This window comes from Clostridium sp. OM05-9 (assembly GCF_003481465.1).
In the GTDB taxonomy this organism is placed as follows: domain Bacteria; phylum Bacillota; class Clostridia; order Lachnospirales; family Lachnospiraceae; genus Coprococcus; species Coprococcus ammoniilyticus.
The window spans coordinates 221,553-243,267 of the sequence record NZ_QULF01000001.1; the positions used below are offsets into that span (position 1 = coordinate 221,553).

Annotated in this window: 22 protein-coding genes and 1 other annotated feature; of the genes, 21 read left to right on the forward strand and 1 reads right to left on the reverse strand. The window is 41.4% G+C overall.

The annotated features are described in order from the left end of the window. Positions 1-19 precede the first annotated feature (19 nt). The 6 genes from DXB77_RS01000 to DXB77_RS13180 all read left to right on the forward strand — a co-directional run bounded on the left by DXB77_RS01000 (position 20) and on the right by DXB77_RS13180 (position 4,298). The gene (locus DXB77_RS01000) at positions 20-580 is read left to right on the forward strand and encodes a sigma-70 family RNA polymerase sigma factor (protein ID WP_071428839.1); all 561 of its coding nucleotides are present in this window, start codon (positions 20-22) and stop codon (positions 578-580) included. After that, positions 577-1,269, forward strand: a complete 693-nt coding sequence (locus DXB77_RS01005) for a hypothetical protein (RefSeq protein ID WP_054690455.1) — start codon at positions 577-579, stop codon at positions 1,267-1,269. The genes DXB77_RS01000 and DXB77_RS01005 overlap by 4 nt, the downstream gene beginning before the upstream one ends. Positions 1,270-1,657: 388 nt before the next feature. Then, a complete protein-coding gene (locus tag DXB77_RS01010; protein WP_054325471.1) occupies positions 1,658-1,849 on the forward strand; it encodes a hypothetical protein in 192 nt (63 codons plus the stop codon). Next, the gene (locus tag DXB77_RS01015; RefSeq protein WP_173783928.1) at positions 1,830-2,852 is read left to right on the forward strand and encodes an AAA family ATPase; all 1,023 of its coding nucleotides are present in this window, start codon (positions 1,830-1,832) and stop codon (positions 2,850-2,852) included. The genes DXB77_RS01010 and DXB77_RS01015 overlap by 20 nt, the downstream gene beginning before the upstream one ends. Before the next feature lie 180 nt (positions 2,853-3,032). Beyond that, positions 3,033-3,752, forward strand: a complete 720-nt coding sequence (locus DXB77_RS13175) for a plasmid recombination protein (protein WP_243023324.1) — start codon at positions 3,033-3,035, stop codon at positions 3,750-3,752. Between the two features lie 162 nt (positions 3,753-3,914). After that, positions 3,915-4,298: a hypothetical protein gene (locus DXB77_RS13180; protein WP_243100119.1), complete on the forward strand. Its 384-nt coding sequence runs from the start codon at positions 3,915-3,917 to the stop codon at positions 4,296-4,298. 178 nt (positions 4,299-4,476) lie between these two features. Here the strand turns inward: DXB77_RS13180 and DXB77_RS13185 are convergent, their stop codons facing one another. Then, positions 4,477-4,842 carry an RNA polymerase sigma factor gene (locus DXB77_RS13185; RefSeq protein WP_242996105.1) on the reverse strand — a complete coding sequence of 122 codons (366 nt, stop codon included), beginning with the start codon at positions 4,840-4,842 and terminating at the stop codon, positions 4,477-4,479. Between the two features lie 159 nt (positions 4,843-5,001). Between DXB77_RS13185 and crcB the strand changes: the two genes are divergently transcribed. The 15 genes from crcB to DXB77_RS01105 all read left to right on the forward strand — a co-directional run bounded on the left by crcB (position 5,002) and on the right by DXB77_RS01105 (position 21,612). After that, positions 5,002-5,364, forward strand: coding sequence for a fluoride efflux transporter CrcB (gene crcB / locus DXB77_RS01035; protein WP_117808299.1), 363 nt, complete (start codon positions 5,002-5,004; stop codon positions 5,362-5,364). 42 nt (positions 5,365-5,406) lie between these two features. Beyond that, entirely contained in the window at positions 5,407-6,615 is a 1,209-nt protein-coding gene (locus DXB77_RS01040) for an amidohydrolase (protein WP_021944802.1), read from the forward strand. A gap of 547 nt (positions 6,616-7,162) precedes the next feature. Continuing rightward, complete coding sequence (locus DXB77_RS01045; protein WP_021944803.1) at positions 7,163-7,639, forward strand: pyridoxamine 5'-phosphate oxidase family protein; 477 nt, start codon at positions 7,163-7,165, stop codon at positions 7,637-7,639. A 61-nt stretch (positions 7,640-7,700) separates the two neighbouring features. Continuing rightward, positions 7,701-8,183, forward strand: a complete 483-nt coding sequence (locus tag DXB77_RS01050) for an HD domain-containing protein (RefSeq protein ID WP_021944804.1) — start codon at positions 7,701-7,703, stop codon at positions 8,181-8,183. Between the two features lie 471 nt (positions 8,184-8,654). After that, complete coding sequence (locus tag DXB77_RS01055; protein WP_021944805.1) at positions 8,655-10,061, forward strand: amidophosphoribosyltransferase; 1,407 nt, start codon at positions 8,655-8,657, stop codon at positions 10,059-10,061. 87 nt (positions 10,062-10,148) lie between these two features. After that, positions 10,149-10,414: a binding site (T-box leader), on the forward strand. Positions 10,415-10,547: 133 nt separating this feature from the next. Then, positions 10,548-12,269 (forward strand): carbon starvation CstA family protein, encoded by a 1,722-nt coding sequence (locus DXB77_RS01060; RefSeq protein WP_118662468.1) that lies wholly within the window; start codon positions 10,548-10,550, stop codon positions 12,267-12,269. 618 nt (positions 12,270-12,887) lie between these two features. Beyond that, complete coding sequence (locus DXB77_RS01065; protein ID WP_118662469.1) at positions 12,888-13,451, forward strand: alpha/beta hydrolase; 564 nt, start codon at positions 12,888-12,890, stop codon at positions 13,449-13,451. A gap of 315 nt (positions 13,452-13,766) precedes the next feature. Further along, complete coding sequence (locus DXB77_RS01070; protein WP_021944808.1) at positions 13,767-14,153, forward strand: MerR family transcriptional regulator; 387 nt, start codon at positions 13,767-13,769, stop codon at positions 14,151-14,153. Positions 14,154-14,159: 6 nt separating this feature from the next. Then, on the forward strand, positions 14,160-15,911 hold the full coding sequence (locus DXB77_RS01075) for a 1-deoxy-D-xylulose-5-phosphate synthase (RefSeq protein WP_118662470.1): 1,752 nt from the start codon (positions 14,160-14,162) through the stop codon (positions 15,909-15,911). A gap of 65 nt (positions 15,912-15,976) precedes the next feature. After that, on the forward strand, positions 15,977-16,540 hold the full coding sequence (gene ahpC, locus DXB77_RS01080; protein WP_118662471.1) for an alkyl hydroperoxide reductase subunit C: 564 nt from the start codon (positions 15,977-15,979) through the stop codon (positions 16,538-16,540). A 2-nt stretch (positions 16,541-16,542) separates the two neighbouring features. Then, on the forward strand, positions 16,543-18,288 hold the full coding sequence (locus tag DXB77_RS01085) for an FAD-dependent oxidoreductase (protein ID WP_118662472.1): 1,746 nt from the start codon (positions 16,543-16,545) through the stop codon (positions 18,286-18,288). Positions 18,289-18,461: 173 nt separating this feature from the next. Next, a complete protein-coding gene (locus DXB77_RS01090) occupies positions 18,462-18,809 on the forward strand; it encodes a type II toxin-antitoxin system RelE/ParE family toxin (protein WP_008399964.1) in 348 nt (115 codons plus the stop codon). Between the two features lie 5 nt (positions 18,810-18,814). After that, positions 18,815-19,126, forward strand: a complete 312-nt coding sequence (locus tag DXB77_RS01095) for a helix-turn-helix domain-containing protein (protein WP_021944812.1) — start codon at positions 18,815-18,817, stop codon at positions 19,124-19,126. Positions 19,127-19,265: 139 nt separating this feature from the next. Then, complete coding sequence (locus DXB77_RS01100; protein ID WP_118662473.1) at positions 19,266-19,934, forward strand: response regulator transcription factor; 669 nt, start codon at positions 19,266-19,268, stop codon at positions 19,932-19,934. Between the two features lie 25 nt (positions 19,935-19,959). After that, entirely contained in the window at positions 19,960-21,612 is a 1,653-nt protein-coding gene (locus DXB77_RS01105; protein ID WP_118662474.1) for a HAMP domain-containing sensor histidine kinase, read from the forward strand. The last annotated feature ends 103 nt before the right edge of the window (positions 21,613-21,715 follow it).

The window sequence follows — 21,715 nt, forward strand, 5'->3', positions numbered from 1 at the left end:
GGGAAAGGAGGAGAAGCCTATGGATGATAAGCAGATATTAGATTTATATTGGGAGCGCTCCGAAGCTGCTATATCCGAAACTTCAAAAAAATACGGAAAGTATTGCAGATACATAGCCTTTAATATTCTTCACAATGACGAAGATAGCGAGGAATGTGTAAATGATACTTATTTAAGAGCTTGGAACAGCATACCGCCTAACCGTCCATCTGTCCTAAAAACTTTTTTAGGGAAGATTACTCGCAACCTATCTTTGGACAGGTACGAACTGCTTAATGCAAAGAAACGTAATGGTGGGCAAATGCCATTGGTTTTTGATGAAATACAAGAGTGCATACCATCGTTGGATAGTACAGAAAACATTGTTGAAGAAATCGCTCTAACGGATATTCTCAACCGCTTTCTTTCTTCCCTGTCATTAGAACAGCGAAAAATCTTTATGAGAAGATATTGGTATTTATCGCCCATTAAAGAAATTGCAACGGAATATGGTATGAGCGAGAGCAAAATCAAGATGTCATTATTTCGTTCAAGGAACGAACTCAAAAAATTGTTAGAGAAAGAAGGTATCTCTGTATGAAAGAAAAGAAACTTTTAAGGGCATTGGGAAATGTCGATAATCAGTATATTAAGGAGGCTGAACCTATGAAAAAAACAAGTAAAATAACTAATCGGCAAAAATGGGTGTCTGTTGCAGCTTGCTTCGTACTCGTTGCTGTGATTGGAGTGGGAGTTTTTCAAAGCAATCTGTTTGGTACAAAAAACGATATTGCCACGCTGAATGATGGAGAAACAATTACTTTTGTTAAAAATGACTTATCACAATCTTCAATTAACTTAAATGTAACAACAAGACCTTTGAGCGATGCTGAAATTGAAATGCTTTTTGCAGACTTGCCTGTTACCGCAGATGCTTATTTTGATGCTGACAATCATAATATTCTGGGTTTTGAGGGAAAAATTGATGATACAAGAATGGTAGTTTCTAAACAGGGTGTAAATCTATTAGATACTATCATTGATGGAAATACAATCACTTCAAGTGTAGACGGCGTTGATATCAACGCAGGATATTTCGTAACAAAGTCAAATAGTCAAGGTGTCAAAACCGTAATATATTATGCAACCTTTGATATGGGAGAGAACACTATTTATGTAGAGTATTCTGGCGTTGAAAATGAAAGTGAAACTGTAAAAAACAACTTGGCAGACACAATTTTGAAGTTGATTGAGAACGGTGCATTTGATTTGAGCCAAATCCAAGAATAATCTGCAAATTTCATATACTAAGAACTTGATGTAACACCCTATACCCTTAAAAAATAGGGAAAGTAATATAAAGCCCCAAAAAACAAGTCTAAAAAGCTCTATTAGAACGGTATCTTCGCTTTTTGCCTGTTCTTATGATTATAATTTTAGTGGTCACGTTTTTTGCTACTTGAATGACAGAAAACATCGTAGAAATACGGTGTTTTTTGTTGCCCCAAACCCTACAATTTCATACATAACCACAGGTTAGTACAAATACCTTGCGTGATTTTTTTGAAAGGCTTAGAAAGGCAATTTTGCCCGATTTTCGCCCCGAAAAATGACAGAAACAAGGCTCTGAGTATCTTTCCTGTGGTTTTTTTATTTTCAGACGGAAAGGAGGATTGATATGCCGAGAATGAGTAAGAAACGGAAACAAGATTGGGCATTGTTTCTGAACGAAAGAAATCGCATTACCTACAACGAACTTTGCAGAAAATGCAGTAATGACTGCAAGCAGAGTTTCCGTTGTATCGTGGTGCTTTGCCCTAAGTATTTATCGAAAAGGAGAACGAAGAAAAATGAAGCAAATGGAAAATGAAATGAATGTAAATGTCCCTCTCGAAGTTATTAAGGCAAGTGAGATTGAGCCGAAGGAAGTGAAATGGCTGTGGTATCCGTATATTCCGTACGGCAAGGTTACGCTGTTGCAGGGCGATCCGGGCGATGGAAAAAGCAAGTTAATGCTGTCAATCGCCGCACTGCTCTCTAAGGGCGAACCTCTGCCTTTTACTGAAACGGAAGAAAATGAGCCTATGACTATCATCTATCAGACAACGGAAGATGATGCAGACGATACGGTAGTACCCCGATTTAACTCTGCCGGTGGGAACGGAGAAAACCTTATCTTCATCAAGGAAGATGAAAAGTCTTTATCCTTTGGAGATAACCGTATTGCTGAAGCAATCGAAAAGTATCACGCAAAACTTTTAATTCTTGACCCGATGAGTTCCTATATCGGAGAGAACTGTTCAATGAACAATGCCAACGAAACAAGGGCAGAGTTTAATCACTTGATTGCAGTTGCAAAAAATACTGGCTGTGCCATCGTGATTATCGCCCATATGAACAAGATGAGAGATATAAATCCTCTTTATCGCACCAACGGTTCGATTGATATTGCGGGTGCTGCAAGAAGTATTCTTGCAATCACACGCACACCGAACAAAGAAGCACCAGCGGAACGATATATGGTGCAAGTGAAATCTAACCTTGCCCCGACAGGCTCGGCAATTCTTTTTGAGGTGGCAGAAAAGGGAGTGGACTTTATCTCTGAAATGGAAATGACAGCAGAAGAAGCGTTCCAATCCCTCGCACCCAAAATGGGCAGACCGAACGAAAAGGAAATCAAGGCGAAAGAATTTCTTTTGGAAATGCTGAAAGACGGAGAAATGCTTTCTTCGGATTGCGAAGAAAGACTTGAAGCCGCTGGGTTCAAAAAATCGACCATCAAAAAGGCAAAGAAGAAAGCAGGAGTTATCTCCCGAAAACAAGGCTTTCTGTGGTACTGGTCTTTGCCGATGGGCGATATACCGAGAGAATAAAAGCAGGCTGTCTGATGGCGGGACAGTCTGTTTTTATGATGGAGGTATCAAAAGGAGGTCAAGGGGGAACACCCTTGCCCACGACATCTTTGCAGACGAAGTCTGAAAGTGTCATAGTGGGTTACACACATTCAGAGAATGTTGTGTAATGGCTTCGCCCTGTCTGGAAAGGAGAGAAAAATGGCAAAAACCAATAAGGCGGATATGAGTTGTGCAAGGGTAAAACAGTACACCGCTTTTGATGTGAGCAAGGCGGAAAGGCACAATGAACGCAAGAATGAAACCTATGAAAATATGAATGTGATTACGGAACGCATAGCCCTTAATGTGCATTTCAAAAAACCGACTGTCCCAACCTATATGGAGCAGTTAAAGCAGATGGAAACAGACGGGTTAGTATCGCTTCGTGGACTGAGGAAAGACGCTACCCTTTTCAATGAGATTGTGATTGATGTGAATACGATGTACTTCGAGCGTAACGGTGGTTATGAATATGCAAAGCAGTTTTATGAAGAAGCCTATCATTTCATCGAAGAAAAATTCGGTGCTGATAATGTTATATCGGCAGTAATGCACGCTGATGAAATCAATGTAGCCGCAACCGAGGAACTGGGAAAAGAGGTTTACCATTATCATCTTCACGCAATGGTTCTGCCTGTTGTGGAGAAAGAAATCTTATGGAGTAAGCGTTGTAAAAACCCCGAACTGCGAGGAACGGTCAAGGAAGTGGTTAATCAGATAAGCCATTCAAAGAAATGGAAATCGGATATTCCAATGACCGATGAAAAAGGAAATCCATTGTTAAAGAAGAACGGCAAGCCGATGTTTCGAGCTTCGTACAGCATACTGCAAGATGAACTGTTTAATTATATGACGGAACGAGGGTTCAAAGGCTTTTAGCGTGGCGAATACGGAAGTACAGCAGAGCATTTAACTTCCCTGCAATATCAAATCCAACAGGACAAAGAACGATTGGAGAAGTTGCAGAAGCGTATTCAAAAGGAACAGGTTAAATATGAGCCTGCCCGTCATATCTCAAAGACCTTAAACGAGATTGACGGTATGGGACAGAAAACCTTTACGGGCAAGATGGCAATATCCAAAGAGGACTACTCACAACTGACTGCCCTTGCAAAAGAGGGAATTACCAGTCGTGCGGAAATCAATAAGTTGGAGCAGAGTGCAAATTATTACCGACAGAAATATTTTGACAGTGCAAACGCATTGGAGAGAATGAAAACCAAATACAACGAACTGAAAGAAAAGTGCAGACCTTTTCTTGAAGCGTTGGAGCATTTCCCCGAAGTTGCTAAACTTTTTACCGAAAAAGTGAAGCAACTTTTTTCTTTTAAGGAAGCACAGGAACGAGCCGAAAAAGAAGCGAGGGAAAAAGAAAGACAAGAGCGTATTAAGGCACGAAGAAACAAGCGTGGTATGGAAAGATAACCATTTCCATTATACTCACGACTTAATGACTTCTTGATATGTTCCGATGAAACAGGCTGTATTTGTGGGGTGTTCCAAACGGAATGCCCCACAGTCAATTTATGAAAAGGAGAAACGGACTATATGAAAGAAAACACTTTATCTTATACAACGCGAATAGGCAAAACAACTTTTATTGTCAATGTGAAGCAATCGGAAAGTGCGAAGAAGCCTTTGAATACGGTGTTTCAAGAAATATGCCGACACGAGATGTTAGGCGTTTTTTCAGCAGATAAATATTTGAATTTAGAAAACTTACAAAAATCATCTTGACAAACTCGTTCCCGAAGGTGCGAAGCATATTTTTTGACTGATTGATCGTAACCCGGATCAGCCATGCCCGGATATGCATTTCATCGTTAAAATCCACGGCACCTGAATGATAGCGTAGAAATGTTTCCTGAACAACATCTTCGGCATCCTCCCGGTTCTGACAAATGGAAAATGCAATGCGGAACAGATTGTCCTGATACATTTGTATAACAGTTTGTGTTGGTAATCGCATAGTCACATCCTCTTTTCTTGTGTTAAAAGGCCTTTCAATAATAACACAATTCATCCGGTTTAAAGGTTACAAAAATACAAATTATACTTGCATAAAATTTGTATTGTTTTATCATTTGATAGTGTAGGTATGAAATGACAGAAAGAGAGAAAAGATAAAATGGTAAAATGTTTGTTAGTTGGCGTTGGAGGCGGCATAGGTGCAATTCTTCGATATTTGATTGGTTTAATACCGGTGGGAGCACAAAACAACTTTCCGATAAAAACATTATTGATTAATGTAATAGGAGCATTTGTTATTGGCTTAATTTCTGTGTCGGCAGAAAAGTATCAGGTATCACCACTTCTGGTTTTGACATTAAAGACGGGAGTGTGTGGTGGATTTACGACGTTTTCTACATTTGCGTTGGAAACAGATCAATTAATACAGAGCGGGAATTACGGATTTGCGATACTTTATATAGGATTAAGTGTGATATTAAGTGTTGCTGCGGTGTTTGCTGCACAAATACTTATGAAGTAACGATGAAACGATGAAGATTTATGGGAATAGAGGGCTGACGATATGGATAAGAGAGAGCAATATATAGATAAACAGATTATAGAGCAAATAATGGAACTGCGAAAGCAGCTCCACCGGATCCCGGAGCATTCCATGCAGGAAGTAAAGACAAAACAGTTGCTGATGGATTTCTTAAAATCGCATACAGCATTAGAGATCGTAGATTGTGGGGCATGGTTTTATGCGGTGAAAAGAGCATATGATCGGGTAACCACAGAAAATGATAAAACATTCCATGTGAGTGAAGTGGCTGCGGAAATACCAGAGCAAATGACGGAATATAAGCCACCGATTGCATTCCGGGCAGATATGGATGCGGTATGTGGCAAGGATGGAAAGCCGGGACATTTCTGTGGACATGATGGACACAGCAGTGTGCTATGTGGACTTGGCTTGTATCTGGACAGCAGAAAAGATCCGTTGACACAGGATGTATATCTGATCTTCCAACCGGCGGAGGAGATTGGAAAGGGCGCAGAGCTTTGCAGAAGCCTGATCAAAGAAAAGCATATCGGAGAAATCTATGGCTTTCATAATATACCGGGGAAGTCGCTTGGAACGGTACTTGTGAAGGATGGAACATTTGCATGTGCTTCAACGGGCTTAGAGATCCACATGACAGGAACGCCGAGCCACGCAGCATATCCGGAAGCTGGCAGAAATCCCGGATATGCACTTGCCGGACTCTTGCTTCAGATTGAAGAACTGACAGAGCAGTTTAATGAGACAAAAGGATTTGTCCGCATGACTTTGATCGGGATGGAACTTGGAAGTGAGAACTATGGTGTAGCGGCATCGGACGGATATCTGAGACTTACCGTTCGAGGTGAAGGCGAACAGGTATTTCATGATTATCTGGCAGAGATTCGTAAGCTGGCAGAAGTTATGGCACAGAAGGAAGCTCTGGAACTTTCGATAAAGGAGATTGAACGGTTTCCATCTACGGATAATCATGCGGAACAGGTGCAGAAGATCCGGGCGTGTGCGGCTTCTCAGCAGATTCCATATATGGAGCTGCCTGAACCGATGCGCTGGTCGGAGGACTTCGGTTGGTATTTGCAGGAGACAAAGGGAGCATTTTTCGGCATTGGTGACGGAGAGGATTATGCTCAGCTTCATACGGAACATTTCGAATTTCCCGATGCCATACTTGAAACCGCAGTTACTATGTTTGCCGGGTTGTGTGTTGACATAAAAGAGGGGGAATGTTAATATAATATCAAAAGATGCTACCGATAGACGGTTAGCCTTGATAATGTTTTGGTCACAAAAAGGACCGCTCACAGTTTACCGGGCTGGGCGGTTTTTTTGTGCCTATTTATTGCTCTTAGAACCAACGGTATAACCAAGAGCAAAGCAAGTAATGCATAAGCTGATAATGGCTATAAAAAGCTCCGTTGTAAGCATAAGCACCGACCTCCTCAACAGATTTCCATAAATGGATTTCTATGTAAACACAGGCTATAACTCCTGTGGAGAAGACTGACCGCCTACCGAATAGGGTAGCACCGTGATTATTATATCAAACAAATGTTCTGCATGCAACTTTAAATAATTATAAATGTTCACTTGTCAGATAACACAAATCTGGTATATAATGAAAAAAGAGCAGAGAGGTTCGACGATGTGCGAATTCTCTGTTTTTTTTACTTTATAGGAAAGTACGCCCTATTCATAAGTTTATTGTTGATGATTGAGGGATGGAAAATATGTCTTTAATAATTATTTTAAGCCCAATGTGGCTGAAAGGAGAAAATAGATGAGAAGACAGGACAGAGCAGTTACAGATCCGGTGAAGATCGAGCAGATCATAAAGAAAGCAGGCGTGGTTCATCTTGGAATGGTGGATGAGGGAAAGGCATACATCGTTCCATTGCATTATGGATATATTTATAAGGATGGAGGACTCACGTTATATATGCATGGCGCAACGGAAGGACGCAAATATGACGTGATCGCAGCCAATCCAAATGTATTTATCGAGATTGATACAGATATGGTACTGACCAGTGGTGGTGAAGTTCCATGTGAATATGGGGCAAATTATGCTTGCGTGATGGGAGAAGGAACTGCCAGCATTCTGACCGATGTTGATGAGAAGGTTATGGGACTGGAGCTTATAATAAAGAGTCAGCTGGGAAGAGATTTTATCATTACAGAACCAATGACAAAATTGGTGAATGTGATCAAGGTTGTTGTTCCGGAATTATCGGTAAAAATGAACCAAGAAAAATAAATAGTTGGCAGTAGTTGAATGATGTAAGAGACAGAGATTAGGAAATTTAGGAGAATCCAAAATGGAAGCGAATCGTATCGAAGAAAAAATATATAAATATGGTGCGGATATCCTGGCATCAGAGGGTATGCAGAAAGAAAAAACATTTGTGCAGCATGGTTCAATAACCTGTTACGATCATTCCCTGCGGGTGGCGGAGAAAAGTCTGGAGCTTGCAGAGAAATGTTCCGCATATATTGATGAACGGTCGCTGGTGCGTGGAGCACTGCTTCATGATTATTTCTTGTATGACTGGCATGAGAAGGATGGCGGACATCGGCTGCATGGTTTTTTTCATGCAGAACGAGCCTTGCATAATGCCAGACGGGATTTCAATTTGAACTTCATTGAGCGGGATATCATCCGAAAGCATATGTTCCCACTCAACATAACACCTCCAAAGTTCCGGGAGAGCTGGATCGTAACATGGGCGGATAAGTTGTGCGCCGCCGAAGAAACCACCAGAGTCCTCCGCCTTGCCGTCACAAAAACCGTCAGAGGCTGATCATAATGCAGCATGCTGCATATAGCTAAAGAATAATATTGACATCTATAGAAAAAGAACAACATTATACATATTTTCGCAAGCTGTTTGCAGCCCGATAAGTGTATGATCTTGTTCTTTTTTTATTACGTTTTTTGATAGAAATTATTGATTTATGTAAGTACATCCTATAAAATAAAAAAGGTTTTGTAAAAAAACGAAGAATTATCACTGAAGAAAATATTGATATGAATTGACAAAGAGATATGAGATTGTACTAGAAAACAGAGATGTAGACATATATATTTTTATGTAACAGACCTCTTTTTACGCCGGTCCTTAGCAATCTGCGATTAGCAGAGAGCTTAGTACCGTTGCGTAAAAATAGAACGCAAGTGTTCTGTGAAATAAAGAATATATATGGATACATCTCGTTATGGAAGCATTTGTTGAGGAATGTCATGAGAGTTTTAGAAAAGAGAGGAAAAGGCAATGGGCGGATTTTTTGGCGTAGCATCAAAGCAGGATTGTGTATTTGATTTGTTCTTTGGTATCGACTACCATTCACATCTGGGAACAAGACGAGGCGGAATGGCAGTATACGGAGAAGACGGATTTAATCGTGCGATCCACAATATTGAGAATGCACCATTTCGTACAAAATTTGACAAAGATGTTCAGGAAATGAGTGGTCATATGGGAATCGGATGTATCTCCGATTACGAACCGCAGCCATTGATCGTACGTTCTCATCATGGCACTTATGCACTTACAACAGTCAGTAAGATTAATAACATAGGTGAACTTACAAAGAAGCTGTTCGAGAATGGACATTCTCACTTCTTAGAAATGAGCGGCGGCGATATCAATGCAACGGAGTTGATCGCAGCACTGATCAATCAGAAGGAAAATCTGATCGAAGGAATTCAGTTTGCGCTTGATTCTATCGATGGTTCTGTATCCATTCTGTTGATGAATCAGGCGGGAATCTATGCAGCCCGTGACAAATACGGCAGAACACCGGTTGTTATCGGTAAGAAAGAAGATGCCTATTGTATAACCTTTGAGAATTTTGCATATAAAAATCTTGGATATAAGGACTATAAGGAACTTGGACCGGGAGAGATCGCTGTCGTGACAGACAAGAACTGTATCACGCTGGTCAATCCGAATAAAGAAATGAAGATCTGTACCTTCCTCTGGGTATATTATGGTTATCCATCCAGTTCCTATGAGGGCACAAGTGTAGAGCAGATGCGGTATAATTGTGGCAAGGCGATGGCGAAGCGTGATAACGTAAAGCCGGATATTGTAGCCGGGGTACCGGATTCCGGTATTGCTCATGCAATCGGCTATGCAAATGAATCCGGAATCCCATTTTCCAGACCATTTATCAAATATACACCGACCTGGCCACGTTCCTTCATGCCAACGATCCAGAGTAAGAGAAATCTGATCGCTAAGATGAAGCTGTTAGCAGTGGATGAACTAATCCGTGATAAGAGCCTTCTTCTGATCGATGACTCGATCGTACGAGGAACCCAGCTTCGTGAGACAACAGAGTTCTTATATGAGAGTGGTGCGAAGGAAGTACATATCCGTCCTGCCTGCCCGCCATTATTATATGGATGTAAATATCTGAATTTCTCTCGTTCATCATCAGAAATGGATCTGATCACCCGTCGTGTGATCGATCGTCTGGAGAATGGAAATGTAACCGATGAGGTATTACAGGAGTATGCAGATCCGGAATCTGAGAAATACGAAACAATGGTTGAGGAGATCCGTAAGGAACTGAACTTTACATCATTGCGTTTCAATCGCTTGGACGATATGCTGGAATCCGTTGGAATCGATAAGTGCAAGCTGTGTACTTATTGTTGGGATGGTAAAGAATAGGGAAAAATCATTCAGAAAAGGTCAAAAAAATTTAAAATCGCTCTTGACAACAAAAAAACAGAGTGCTAAATTAGCAGTTAACAAAGAGCAAATGCAACGAACAGAATACGATCATTAAAAAAGGAGTATTTCAGAGAGCCGCCGGGTGGTGTGAGACGGTGTATGTTTTTAGTGATTATCCTCTGCGAGCAGTGCACTGAATTCCAGATATGGACATTAGGTGTCACCGGTTTTCTACCGTTACAAAGAAACTTATTTCTACAGTGTGAGCTTATGAGATGAGGTTGAGTGGTCATTTTTTTGAATGGCAAATAAAGTGGTAACGCGGAAGTTTAAAGGCTTTCGTCTTTATGAAATTACATGAAGACGAAAGCTTTTTTTAATTTATAGGAAAGGTTGTCCTATAAAAGATATGTTTTTGTATAAACTCTTTGTGAACATACTATAATCAAGTATCTGCCACATGGCGGAAGGAAGGAGAATGATATGAATAGTTTGGTAATTATTCTTATCGCAGTAGTAGTTTTAGGAGCTGGCTATTTAGGTTACGGAAGATGGCTTGCTAAGAAATGGGGCATAGATGCAAATGCAAAGACCCCGGCCGTTGCAAATGAAGATGGAAAGGATTATGTACCATCATCAAAGCTTACAGTATTTGCACATCAGTTTTCATCCATCGCAGGTGCGGGACCTGTACAGGGACCAATCATTGCGGCAATGTTTGGATGGGTACCGGTTTTACTCTGGCTGCTTGTCGGAGGCGTATTCTTCGGTGCAGTACAGGATTTCGGTTCTCTGTATGCATCCGTTAAAAATGAGGGTAAGTCCATCGGACTTGTTATTGAGAAGTACATAGGCAAGGCAGGAAGAAGATTCTTCTCACTGTTCTGCTGGCTCTTTACACTTCTTGTTATTGCAGCCTTTACATCTATGGTTTCATCAACATTTAACGGATTTACAACAGGTGCTGACGGAGCAGTAACAAAGAACTTTAACGGCGCAGCAGCCGCTACAGTATCTATGTTATTCATTGTTGTCGCTATGGTGCTCGGTGTTGTTATGAAGACCTGCAAGAATATGAAGGAGTGGGTGAAAGCAATCGTAGCTATCGTCCTCATCGTTGCAATGTTTGCAGTAGGTATGAAGCTTCCTTGGTACTTAAACGGTAACCAGTGGAACTACGTTATCATGGCATATCTGTTCCTTGCATCCGTACTTCCTATGTGGTTACTTATGCAGCCAAGAGATTACATGACAACATTCATGCTTGTTGGTATGTTGGTTGGAGCATTTGTCGGTGTTCTGGTTGGACATCCGGATATGGGACTGAACGCTTTCAATGGTTTCACAGTTGTATCGTCAACAGGTGCTAAGAGTTATCTGTTCCCAACACTGTTTGTAACGATCGCCTGTGGTGCGGTTTCCGGTTTCCACAGCCTTGTTTCATCAGGAACATCATCAAAGACGATCAGAAATGAAAAAGATATGTTATTTGTAGGTTATGGTGCAATGATCCTTGAGACACTCCTCGGTGTTATCTCATTGATCGTAGTTGGTGCAGTAGCAGTTGGAGGAAAAGCACCGGAAGGACTTACACCATTCCAGATCTTCTCACAGGGTATCGCAGGTTTCCTTGAGAAGTTCGGACTTCCAAATTCAGTAGCGAATGTATTCATGACCATGTGTGTATCAGCACTTGCTCTTACATCACTTGATTCAGTCGCACGTATCGGACGTATGTCATTCCAGGAGCTGTTCATGGGAGATACTACAGATCCATCCCAGATGCCTGTATGGCAGAAGATTCTTACAAATAAGTATTTAGCTACAGTTATAACATTGTTCTTTGGTTACCTTCTCTGCAAGGGTGGATATTCAAATGTATGGCCACTCTTCGGATCAGCAAACCAGATGCTTGCAGCACTTGTACTGATCGGTGTAGCAGTATTCCTCAAGGCAACAAGCAGAAAGCATGCAATGCTTTATCCACCAATGCTTATAATGCTTGCTGTAACATTTACAGCTATCGTTCTCAACGTAATTGGAAATATCCAGAAGTTCCAGGCCGGAACCGCTACATTCCTTGTTGAAGGACTTCAGCTCATTGTTGCAGTATTCCTTATCGTACTTGGTATCATTGTAGCAATTACATGTATCAGAAAACTTGTTCTTATGAAGCATGAGAAGACTGCTGAAAAGGAAGCATAAAATAATATTCAAATAAAAAACAATAAACGTAAAATAAATAATAATTCTAAATCGTAAAAATAATATTCATTGAAAAACTGTGGATGGGAAGATATACAGATATCCTCCCACCACAGTTTTTGCGTTATAGAGAGGTATATAATAAAAACAATATAATAAGGAAATTTTCTATATAATACTGGATAAACATTTTTTATACATAAGAGTTGTCTTTAAAATACCATGGAATTGACAATCTTTATCAAAACGCGTATGTTTAATTAAATGTTAGTTTATAACTGGATAAAATCAGTTCAAGATAAAAGCAAATAAATCGTCTATTTAAGCAGATAGTGTTTATAATAAAACATGGCACGGGAATATAGCGGTTATCAGTGTATTTAGCAGAAGCGTAGCGAGCATTTCGTAAATGAGGAACACACTAGCAGCGAATGCGGTGTGCTGTTTGAGCCCGAAGGGCGAGTTGCACAGAGAGCATGAGCGGATAAGCCGGTGTGACGAATAGAAAGCGGAGCGTATTTGCTAAATGCACTGGTAACCGCTATATAACCGGGGCATGTTTTATCACAAGAGTAGTGGTTAAATAGACGATTCAGCGAAAAAACAGGAGGTATGAAGATGAAGCTGGTAGTATGTTTTCCGGGAATCGGCTATCACTGCGACAAGCCACTGTTATATTATGGCAGGCGCGTAGCAGAATCCGTAGGATATAAAGAATATAAGAACGTAGAATATGTGAATCGGATCGGAAACGTCAAAGGCGATCCGGTAAAAATGCAGGCAGCATTTGAAGACCTGTACGGACAGACAGAGGAAATATTAAAAGATATAGATTTTTCCGGGTATGACAGCATTTTATTCTTATCAAAAAGTGTAGGAACGATCATTGCGACTACTTACGCAGAACGACATAAGATACCATGCAGGCATGTGCTGTATACTCCGCTTGAGGCGACATTTGACAATTGCGCATCTGATCTGTCGGGGAGAGCGATAGCATTTACAGGAACGGCAGATCCGTGGGTGGAGAGCACCGCTGCAATTACAGATCGGTGTCAAAAAGCAGGGATTCCGGTTCATGTGATAGAGAAAGCAAATCATTCCTTAGAGATAGCCGATGTATGGAAGAATCTGAATAATCTGGAAAAAATCATGACGGTGACGGCAGAATTTATTAAATAATGTGTATTGTTTATTGTGATATATGCCACTGCCGCCTGTATAGCCTGCAGAATCATAGCGAGCATTTCGTAATGAGGAACACGCTGGCAGCGAATGCGGGTGCCTGTCTGAGCCCGAAGGGCGAGTTGCACAGGAGCATGAGCGGATAGGCGCGTGTGACGAGTAGAAAGCGTAGCGTATTCTGCAGGCTATACAGGCGACAGTGGTATATATCACAATAAACATTTCATCTATAGACTGGCAAAAAATATCTTGACTTTGAGCAAACTCCAAGTGCTATAGTAAGGAAAAATCAAATGAAGGATGGTGGCGCAGATGACGATCAAGGAAGTAAGTGAGAAATTTGGTATCTCACAGGATACCCTTCGGTATTATGAGCGTGTAGGGCTGATTCCACCGGTTACAAGAACTCCGAGTGGAAACAGAGATTATCAGGAATCGGATCTTGGCTGGGTAGAAAATGCAGTTTGTATGCGGAATGCCGGCGTTCCGATCGAGGCATTGATTGAATATGTGAAACTGTATCAGATGGGAGATACGACGTTTGAAGCAAGACGGCAGCTATTGCAGGAGCAGTATGACGTATTGCAGGAGCAGAAAGAACAGATCGAGGCGACCATGAAGCGGCTTGCCTATAAGGTATCGCGTTATGAGAAAGCGGTACAGACCGGCGTATTGTCATGGGACAAGGAGGATTGTTAGAACATTATGTATATTGAACAGATTAACGGACCGGAAGATGTAAAGAAATTAAATATAGAAGAAATGACGACGATGGCAGCAGAGATGAGACAGGCATTGCTGGTTCGTGCAAGTAAGCACGGCGGACATTTTGGACCGAATTTTGGTATGGTAGAAGCAACGATTGCGATGCATTATGTATTTGAGTCACCAAAGGACAAGATCGTATATGATGTATCCCACCAGAGCTATCCGCATAAGATGCTGACAGGCAGAAAGGATGCTTATCTCTACGAAGAACATTACGATGATGTATCCGGATATACAAATCCAAAAGAAAGTGAGCATGATTTCTTTGAGATCGGACATACATCTACATCTGTCAGTCTTGCCTGTGGCCTTGCGAAAGCCAGAGATCTGAAAAAGGAAGACGGCAACGTGATCGCTGTGATCGGTGATGGTTCATTAAGCGGTGGCGAGGCATTGGAAGGTCTTGACTATGCGACTGAGCTTGGCGGCAATCTGATCATTGTTGTAAATGATAATGACATGTCGATCGCTGAGAATCATGGTGGCTTATATCAGAATCTGAAACTGCTTCGTGAGACAAATGGGCAGGCAGAATGTAATCTGTTCCGTGCGATGGGACTTGATTATGTATATGTAGATAAAGGAAATGATATTGCTGCATTGATCGCAGCATTTGAATCTGTAAAAGACAGTAAGAAACCGGTTGTAGTGCATATTAAAACTTTAAAAGGAAAAGGCTATGCACCGGCAGAACAGAATAAGGAACAGTGGCATTGGTGTATGCCATTTGACCTTGAAACAGGAAAGTCTTTGATGGAATTTGACGGAGAAGATTATTCCGACGTAACCAGAGATTATCTCTTAAAGAAAATGAAGGAAGATCCATCTGTAGTTACGATCACATCGGCAACACCTACCGTTATGGGATTTACAGAGGATAAGAGAAAAGAAGCGGGCAGCCAGTTTATTGATGTAGGTATCGCAGAGGAGACAGCGGTTGCACTGGCATCCGGTATTGCGGCAAATGGCGGCAAGCCTGTATATGGTGTATACAGTTCATTTATCCAGCGGACATATGATCAGTTGACACAGGATCTGTGTATCAATAACAACCCTGCAACGATCGTTGTATTTGCGGGATCTGTATATGGAATGAATGATGTGACACATCTTGGATTACAGGATATTCCGATGCTTACAAGTATTCCGGGGCTTGTGTATCTGGCACCGACAACCAAAGAGGAATATCTGGCAATGCTTGACTGGAGCGTGGAGCAGACAGAGCATCCGGTTGCGATCAAGCTTCCGGGAGCTGCGATGGTATCGGACGGAAAGGCTGTAACAAAGGATTTCAGTCAGTTAAATAAATACGAAGTAACTAAAAAGGGAAGCAAGATTGCCGTTATCGGTGCAGGTACTTTCTATCAGCTTGGAACAGATACGGCAGCATTGATCGAGGAGCAGACAGGAGTTGCGCCAACCATCATTAACCCGCTGTATGTTTCCGGTGTGGATGAAGAACTCTTGAATGGTCTGAAGAAAGATCATGATATCGTGATTACGTTAGAGGACGGTTATCTGGAAGGCGGTTTCGGTCAGAGAATCGCCGGCTTCTATGGTGATTCTGATATGAAGGTTCTGAATTACGGTTTAAAGAAATTCTTCTATGACCGCTACGATGTAAATGAAGTGTTAAAAGAAAATCATCTGACAGCAGAACAGATTGCAGAAGATGTGAAGAAGGTTTAACAGTATAAAAAATCGCTTACAGGTAATATTAATCAGAAATAATGTTTGATAAAGGAGATTAAACAATGTCGATGATTAACAGAGAAGTAAGCGATTTTTTTGTGCATGCATATCAAAATGGTGAATTTAAAACGGTAACCAGGGACGACATATTAGGCGGATGGAGTGTATTTTTCTTCTATCCCGCAGATTTTACATTTGTCTGCCCGACGGAGCTGTCAGATCTGCAGGATAAATATAAGGATTTTAAAGCTGCCGGCTGTGAGGTTTATTCCATATCAACAGATACGCATTTTGTGCATAAGGCATGGCATGATACATCGGAAAAGATTGGAAAGATCACGTTTCCGATGTTGGCAGATCCAAATCATGAATTATGTGAAGATTTTGAAGTGATGATCGAATCAGATGGGATGGCTGAACGTGGCAGCTTCATCATCAACCCGGAAGGGCGAATTGTTTCCTATGAAGTCAGTGCAGGAAATGTCGGACGAAATGCAGATGAACTGTTTCGTAAATTGCAGGCATGCCAGTTTGTTGCGGAGCATGGAGAAGAGGTCTGCCCTGCCAAATGGCAGCCGGGAGAAGCTACGCTGCGTCCAAGTCTGGATCTTGTAGGGAGATTGTAAGAATGAAGAATGAAAATATGTATGATGTGGTGATTGCAGGCGCGGGACCGGCGGGGCTTACAGCAGCTATTTATCTGGCGAGAGCCTGTTACCGGGTGCTTGTTGTCGAGAAAGAGAAGATTGGCGGACAGATCACGATAACAGAAGAGGTGGTGAACTATCCGGGGATAGAGAAAACAGATGGAAAATCCCTGACCGCTGCTATGTACAGACAGGCAGAGAATTTTGGTGCAGAATTCCTGATGGCAGAGGTTGAAAAGCTGGATGTAGATGGAGAATATAAAATCGTGCATACAAATAAGGGCGACTTTTCCTGTTACGGAATTCTGCTCGCAACCGGAGCACATCCGAGAATGATCGGATTTGAGGGGGAGAAACGGTTTAAAGGACGGGGCGTAGCTTATTGCGCAACTTGTGATGGAGAGTTCTTCACCGGCAAGGAAATATTTGTTGTGGGTGGCGGTTATGCTGCTGCGGAGGAAAGTGTATTCCTTACCAAGTATGCCAGCCATGTGACGATATTGATCCGGGGTGAAGATTTTTCCTGCCCTAAATCATCGGCGGATAAAGCCAGAGCAAATGAAAAAATTACGGTGCTTACCAGTACTGAGATTGTCCGCGCGGAGGGTGAAGATGTCCTGACAACACTGGTGTATAAAAATGTGAAAACAGGAGAAGAAAGTGTATATCATGCGCCAAAAGGAGATACGTTTGGTATTTTCGTATTTGCCGGATACGAGCCGGAGACTTCGTTGCTGCAGGGAAAAGCAGAGATTGATGAAAAGGGATATGTAATTACGGATGCTTCCGGACAGACCAGTATATCGGGTGTTTATGCGGCTGGCGATGTCTGCCAGAAAAATCTTCGTCAGGTAGTGACGGCAGTCGGTGATGGTGCAGTTGCAGCGACAGAGCTTGAACGGTATGTGGCAGCCTTGCAGAAAAAGCATGGAGCAGAGTCATCACGGGATTTACAGGAAAATAAACAATCAAAGGAGAAGAATGTTACACAGGAGAAAAAGCGTGAAGGAATGCAGCCTGTGGTCGCTGAAAATACCGGATATGAAATGCATAAAACTGGACAACAGAAACAGCCGGAAGCAGAAGATTCATTGTCGGACGAGTTCTTTGATGAAGAGACGGAAAAGCAGTTAGATGAGGTCTTTGACCGCATGGAGCATCCGCTGATCCTGAAATTATATCTGAATCAGAAGCAGGAGTCAGTGCAGCTAAAACAATATATGGAAGCTATGAGCAGACGAACCGAAAAGCTCAGTGTAATCGTAGCAGAGGAAGGGGCAGACGGGGATTCTGTTCCGGCAAACGAACGACCATTTGTCAGGATTTTGGGAGAAGACGGAAGTGATACCGGGCTTGGCTTCCATGGTGTACCGGGTGGACATGAATTCACTTCTTTTGTGATTGGATTGTATAATGCTGCCGGACCGGGACAAGAAGTGGATGCACAGATTATGGAGCGTATTCATGCGATCAAAAAGCCGCTTCATATCAAGATTCTTGTAACACTTGCCTGTTCCATGTGCCCCGATCTTGTCATCGCAGCACAGAAAATAGCCGCAGAAAATCCACAGGTTACAGCAGAGATTTACGATGTGATGCTATATCCATCTTATCAGAAACGCTATAAGGTTATGAGCGTACCGTGCCTTGTTGTGAACGATGAACATGTAGCATTTGGAAGAAAGACATTACCGGGGCTATTAGACTATTTGGATGAGATTTTATAAAATAATAGAGCATCTCTTTACTGGATATATATTCGGTAAAGGGATGCTCCTTTTATTTTGAATAATTTGTGATCGTGTAAAATAGGATATTAGACAAAACAGATTAAATAAAAAGATTGACACCCTACAAAATAGGGTATACTATTTAGGAAAAAGGAGGGATGAATTAACGAATGATAAGAACATTTATTGAAATACCATTATTTACAAAACGGTGGAAAGAAATAGGGCTTGGGGAAGATGAGTTACGAGCATTGCAAATTATGCTATTAAAAAATCCAGAATCAGGACCGGTAATGGAAGGAACTGGTGGAATACGTAAGGTACGGTTCCCATTAGAAAATAGAGGAAAGAGTGGTAGTGTTCGTGTATGTTATACGGATTTTGCAGAATATGAAGTTACCTATCTAATAACTGCATTTGAAAAGAAAAGTCAGGAAAATCTGACAAATGAAGAAAAAAATGTACTTAAGAAGTTGGTAAAATCTTTGAAAGAGGAAACGGCAAAGAATAGGAGATGATTTCTATGGGTTCATTATTTGATGATTTAAAACAGGGATTGGAAGAAGCAATAGAGTATGAAAAAGGACAGGGAAAAGCTCGCGTAAAAACATATATGATAATGCCAGTGAAAGAATATTCAAATACAGAAATTCGTGAGATCAGGATGCGGGCAGGAATGACACAGGGAGTTTTTGCATCTTATATGGGTGTTTCGAAGAAAACAGTAGAGGCATGGGAGTGTGGCAGAACACACCCAACCGGACCAGCGTTTCGTTTGCTTGATATCTTAGCTTCCGAAGATCTGGATGAAACAGAATTTGTAGTAGCAAAATAATAAGAAGGACGTTCTTTTCGTTTTGAAAACTTACATTTGTGTACAACAGGATACAAATAGGATATAATTGCCATGTATGATAGGTTCAGAATCTAAGATATCGAAAGATTAAAAATGAATTCTGGAAATGGGGAGCGTTATGAGTTACAACATTTTACTGGTAGAAGATGAAGCAGGAATTGCAGAGGGCATCATGGATTACATGAAAGAGAGTGAGATCACATTTACCTGGGCGGCGGACGGAGACGAGGCACTTGCTCTGGTGTACGAACACGAATATGATCTGGCACTTTTAGATGTGATGCTGCCGGGGACAGATGGATTTGAGATATGCAGAGCCATCCGGGCAAAGAGCTACGTTCCGATCATTTTTCTGACAGCCAGAGGCAGAGAAGAAGACCGGCTTTACGGGTACGATCTCGGTTGTGATGATTACGTTGTGAAACCATTTTCCATGGCAGAGCTTCAGGCGAAGATCCAGTCATTTTTGCGTAGGTCGAAAGGCTTGTGGACGAAGAATCAGGTGATCCAGGTGGGAGCCATCAGGATGTATCCGGACAGACTGCTTGTTGAGGCAGCAGGAGAAGAAGTCCGGCTTGCACCAAAGGAATATGCGATGCTCAAATACCTGATGGAGCATAAAGGCATGATCGTGACAAGGGATGATATGCTTGTCCGGTTATGGGGGTATGATTACGATGGTGGTGACCGTGTGGTTGACAACCATGTAAAGAAGCTTCGCAAAGCACTTGGTGACAGCGGCAAACTTATAAAGACTATATTTGCAAAAGGATATCGGATGGAGTAATCAGATCAGAGAGGTGGACTATCATATGAAGAAAAAAGAAAAGAAATATTATGGGAAAAAAAAGAAGTTTTATTCCTTCTTTTTAAAGATTTTTATTCCGTTTATTATTGTAACATCGATACTTGGGGGTATCATTACAGCATTTTTAAACCTGACATTTCAGAATAATATATCGAGCAATGTGCAGGCAGCAGAAAAGACGGTCCGTCAGGCAGGCGTAAAATACTGGGATATTTATCAGACGGAGCTTGAAGAACAGAAAGACGCAGAGTACGAGTTCCAGACACCGTATAATCATTATATTGGAAATATGATATATTTGAATAATCTGTCAATGGCTGTGTTAAATGACAGCGAGGTGGTCAGTATGCAGGGATTTATTCATCTGTATCAGAAGGACGATGCCGGTAATCTGACCGAGATCACGGATCAGAAGGATAAGGTATTTCTTCAGATCAATGATACATCTGAGAACAAATATATGTTGTATTGTGATAATGATATATTTGGAACTGCTGTTCCTGAAATGAAGGATATGTCTACGGATTTTTCATTCGATAAAATGAATGAGGTCTATGTGTCAGGAATGCAGTTTTATCCGGCTTCCTATACCTGTTTTGCAGATGGGGAGGAACAGAAAAGAACGGTATCAGAGATACCGGATGGTTATGTGAAGCTGGATCAGAGTTCGGAATTTACCATTCCGCATGGAGTCGTTGGCTGTATACCAATATCGTTAAAGGTTGACCGGTATACAGGTACGGATGATATCGTGAATGATTATCAGAATAATTCCAATTGGGAATATGTGGAAGATACAGAAAAATGTTCATACGGCACACATGTAGTCTATGCATTTCCTATCAACAATGATAATACTGCTTTTGCGGTCATAGATTATCATTATAATATTGCAAAGTCATTGATGGGACATATGATCATTTACACATGGCTTGGAGTAGTGCTTGGAAGTGCATTGATCTCACTTGTGATCGCATATATAATGTACAGATCTTATAAATCAGCGTATGATATGGAGCAGTACAGACGAACAACTTCAAATGCGATGGCGCATGATCTCAAAAGCCCGCTTGCCGTTATTTCTCTGTATGCCGAGAATCTGAAATCAGGAAAGAATCCTGAGAAGAACCAGTATTATATGGATGGGATATTAAATGAAGTAAAGGCAATGAATGAACAGGTTGCATCCATACTTGATATGGCAAAGGCAGAGGATCTAAATACAGAGCTTCATAAGACTAAAGTTGATATTGGAAGCATCATAAATACGGCAGCAGAGGTATATGCGGAAACAATTAAAACTAAAAATATCAGGCTTGACATTCAGGGAAGCTGCCAGATCGATGCAGACGAGACTCTGATGTATCAGGCAATTATGAATATGATGGATAATGCGGTTAAGTATGTTACAAAGGATGGAAAGATCACAGTTCAGATGAGCAATGAGAGCCTTTCCATTCAGAATACAAGTGAGCCGATTCCGGAAGATGTTTTAAAGAGTATCTGGAATCCATTTGTCAAAGGGGATAACAGCAGACATGGACACAAAGGAACCGGGCTTGGCTTATCCATCGTCAAAACCATCATGGATCGCCATGGATTTACCTGTGAGATGAAAAACGCAGGTGACGGTGTGAAAGTGAAAATTAGGTTTTAGTAGAAATAAGTTATTTGTTTTATTTGAATAGGATACATTTTTGTGATATCGCCATACCATATAAGTGTGGCAAGTCACAGTTATGGACTGGTCGAAAGACCCA

Excerpts from the sequence above, each read along its gene's own strand:
- crcB (WP_117808299.1), top strand. The coding sequence starts at position 5,002 with ATGGTAAAATGTTTGTTAGTTGGCGTTGGAGGCGGCATAGGTGCAATT.
- DXB77_RS13180 (WP_243100119.1), top strand. The coding sequence starts at position 3,915 with ATGGGACAGAAAACCTTTACGGGCAAGATGGCAATATCCAAAGAGGAC.
- ahpC (WP_118662471.1), top strand. The coding sequence starts at position 15,977 with ATGTCGATGATTAACAGAGAAGTAAGCGATTTTTTTGTGCATGCATAT.
- DXB77_RS01050 (WP_021944804.1), top strand. The coding sequence starts at position 7,701 with ATGGAAGCGAATCGTATCGAAGAAAAAATATATAAATATGGTGCGGAT.
- DXB77_RS01100 (WP_118662473.1), top strand. The coding sequence starts at position 19,266 with ATGAGTTACAACATTTTACTGGTAGAAGATGAAGCAGGAATTGCAGAG.
- DXB77_RS01105 (WP_118662474.1), top strand. The coding sequence starts at position 19,960 with ATGAAGAAAAAAGAAAAGAAATATTATGGGAAAAAAAAGAAGTTTTAT.
- DXB77_RS01065 (WP_118662469.1), top strand. The coding sequence starts at position 12,888 with ATGAAGCTGGTAGTATGTTTTCCGGGAATCGGCTATCACTGCGACAAG.
- DXB77_RS01090 (WP_008399964.1), top strand. The coding sequence starts at position 18,462 with ATGATAAGAACATTTATTGAAATACCATTATTTACAAAACGGTGGAAA.
- DXB77_RS01085 (WP_118662472.1), top strand. The coding sequence starts at position 16,543 with ATGAAGAATGAAAATATGTATGATGTGGTGATTGCAGGCGCGGGACCG.
- DXB77_RS01075 (WP_118662470.1), top strand. The coding sequence starts at position 14,160 with ATGTATATTGAACAGATTAACGGACCGGAAGATGTAAAGAAATTAAAT.
- DXB77_RS01055 (WP_021944805.1), top strand. The coding sequence starts at position 8,655 with ATGGGCGGATTTTTTGGCGTAGCATCAAAGCAGGATTGTGTATTTGAT.
- DXB77_RS01010 (WP_054325471.1), top strand. The coding sequence starts at position 1,658 with ATGCCGAGAATGAGTAAGAAACGGAAACAAGATTGGGCATTGTTTCTG.
- DXB77_RS01070 (WP_021944808.1), top strand. The coding sequence starts at position 13,767 with ATGACGATCAAGGAAGTAAGTGAGAAATTTGGTATCTCACAGGATACC.
- DXB77_RS01060 (WP_118662468.1), top strand. The coding sequence starts at position 10,548 with ATGAATAGTTTGGTAATTATTCTTATCGCAGTAGTAGTTTTAGGAGCT.
- DXB77_RS01095 (WP_021944812.1), top strand. The coding sequence starts at position 18,815 with ATGGGTTCATTATTTGATGATTTAAAACAGGGATTGGAAGAAGCAATA.
- DXB77_RS13175 (WP_243023324.1), top strand. The coding sequence starts at position 3,033 with ATGGCAAAAACCAATAAGGCGGATATGAGTTGTGCAAGGGTAAAACAG.
- DXB77_RS01040 (WP_021944802.1), top strand. The coding sequence starts at position 5,407 with ATGGATAAGAGAGAGCAATATATAGATAAACAGATTATAGAGCAAATA.
- DXB77_RS01000 (WP_071428839.1), top strand. The coding sequence starts at position 20 with ATGGATGATAAGCAGATATTAGATTTATATTGGGAGCGCTCCGAAGCT.
- DXB77_RS01005 (WP_054690455.1), top strand. The coding sequence starts at position 577 with ATGAAAGAAAAGAAACTTTTAAGGGCATTGGGAAATGTCGATAATCAG.
- DXB77_RS01015 (WP_173783928.1), top strand. The coding sequence starts at position 1,830 with ATGAAGCAAATGGAAAATGAAATGAATGTAAATGTCCCTCTCGAAGTT.
- DXB77_RS13185 (WP_242996105.1), bottom strand. The coding sequence starts at position 4,842 with ATGCGATTACCAACACAAACTGTTATACAAATGTATCAGGACAATCTG.
- DXB77_RS01045 (WP_021944803.1), top strand. The coding sequence starts at position 7,163 with ATGAGAAGACAGGACAGAGCAGTTACAGATCCGGTGAAGATCGAGCAG.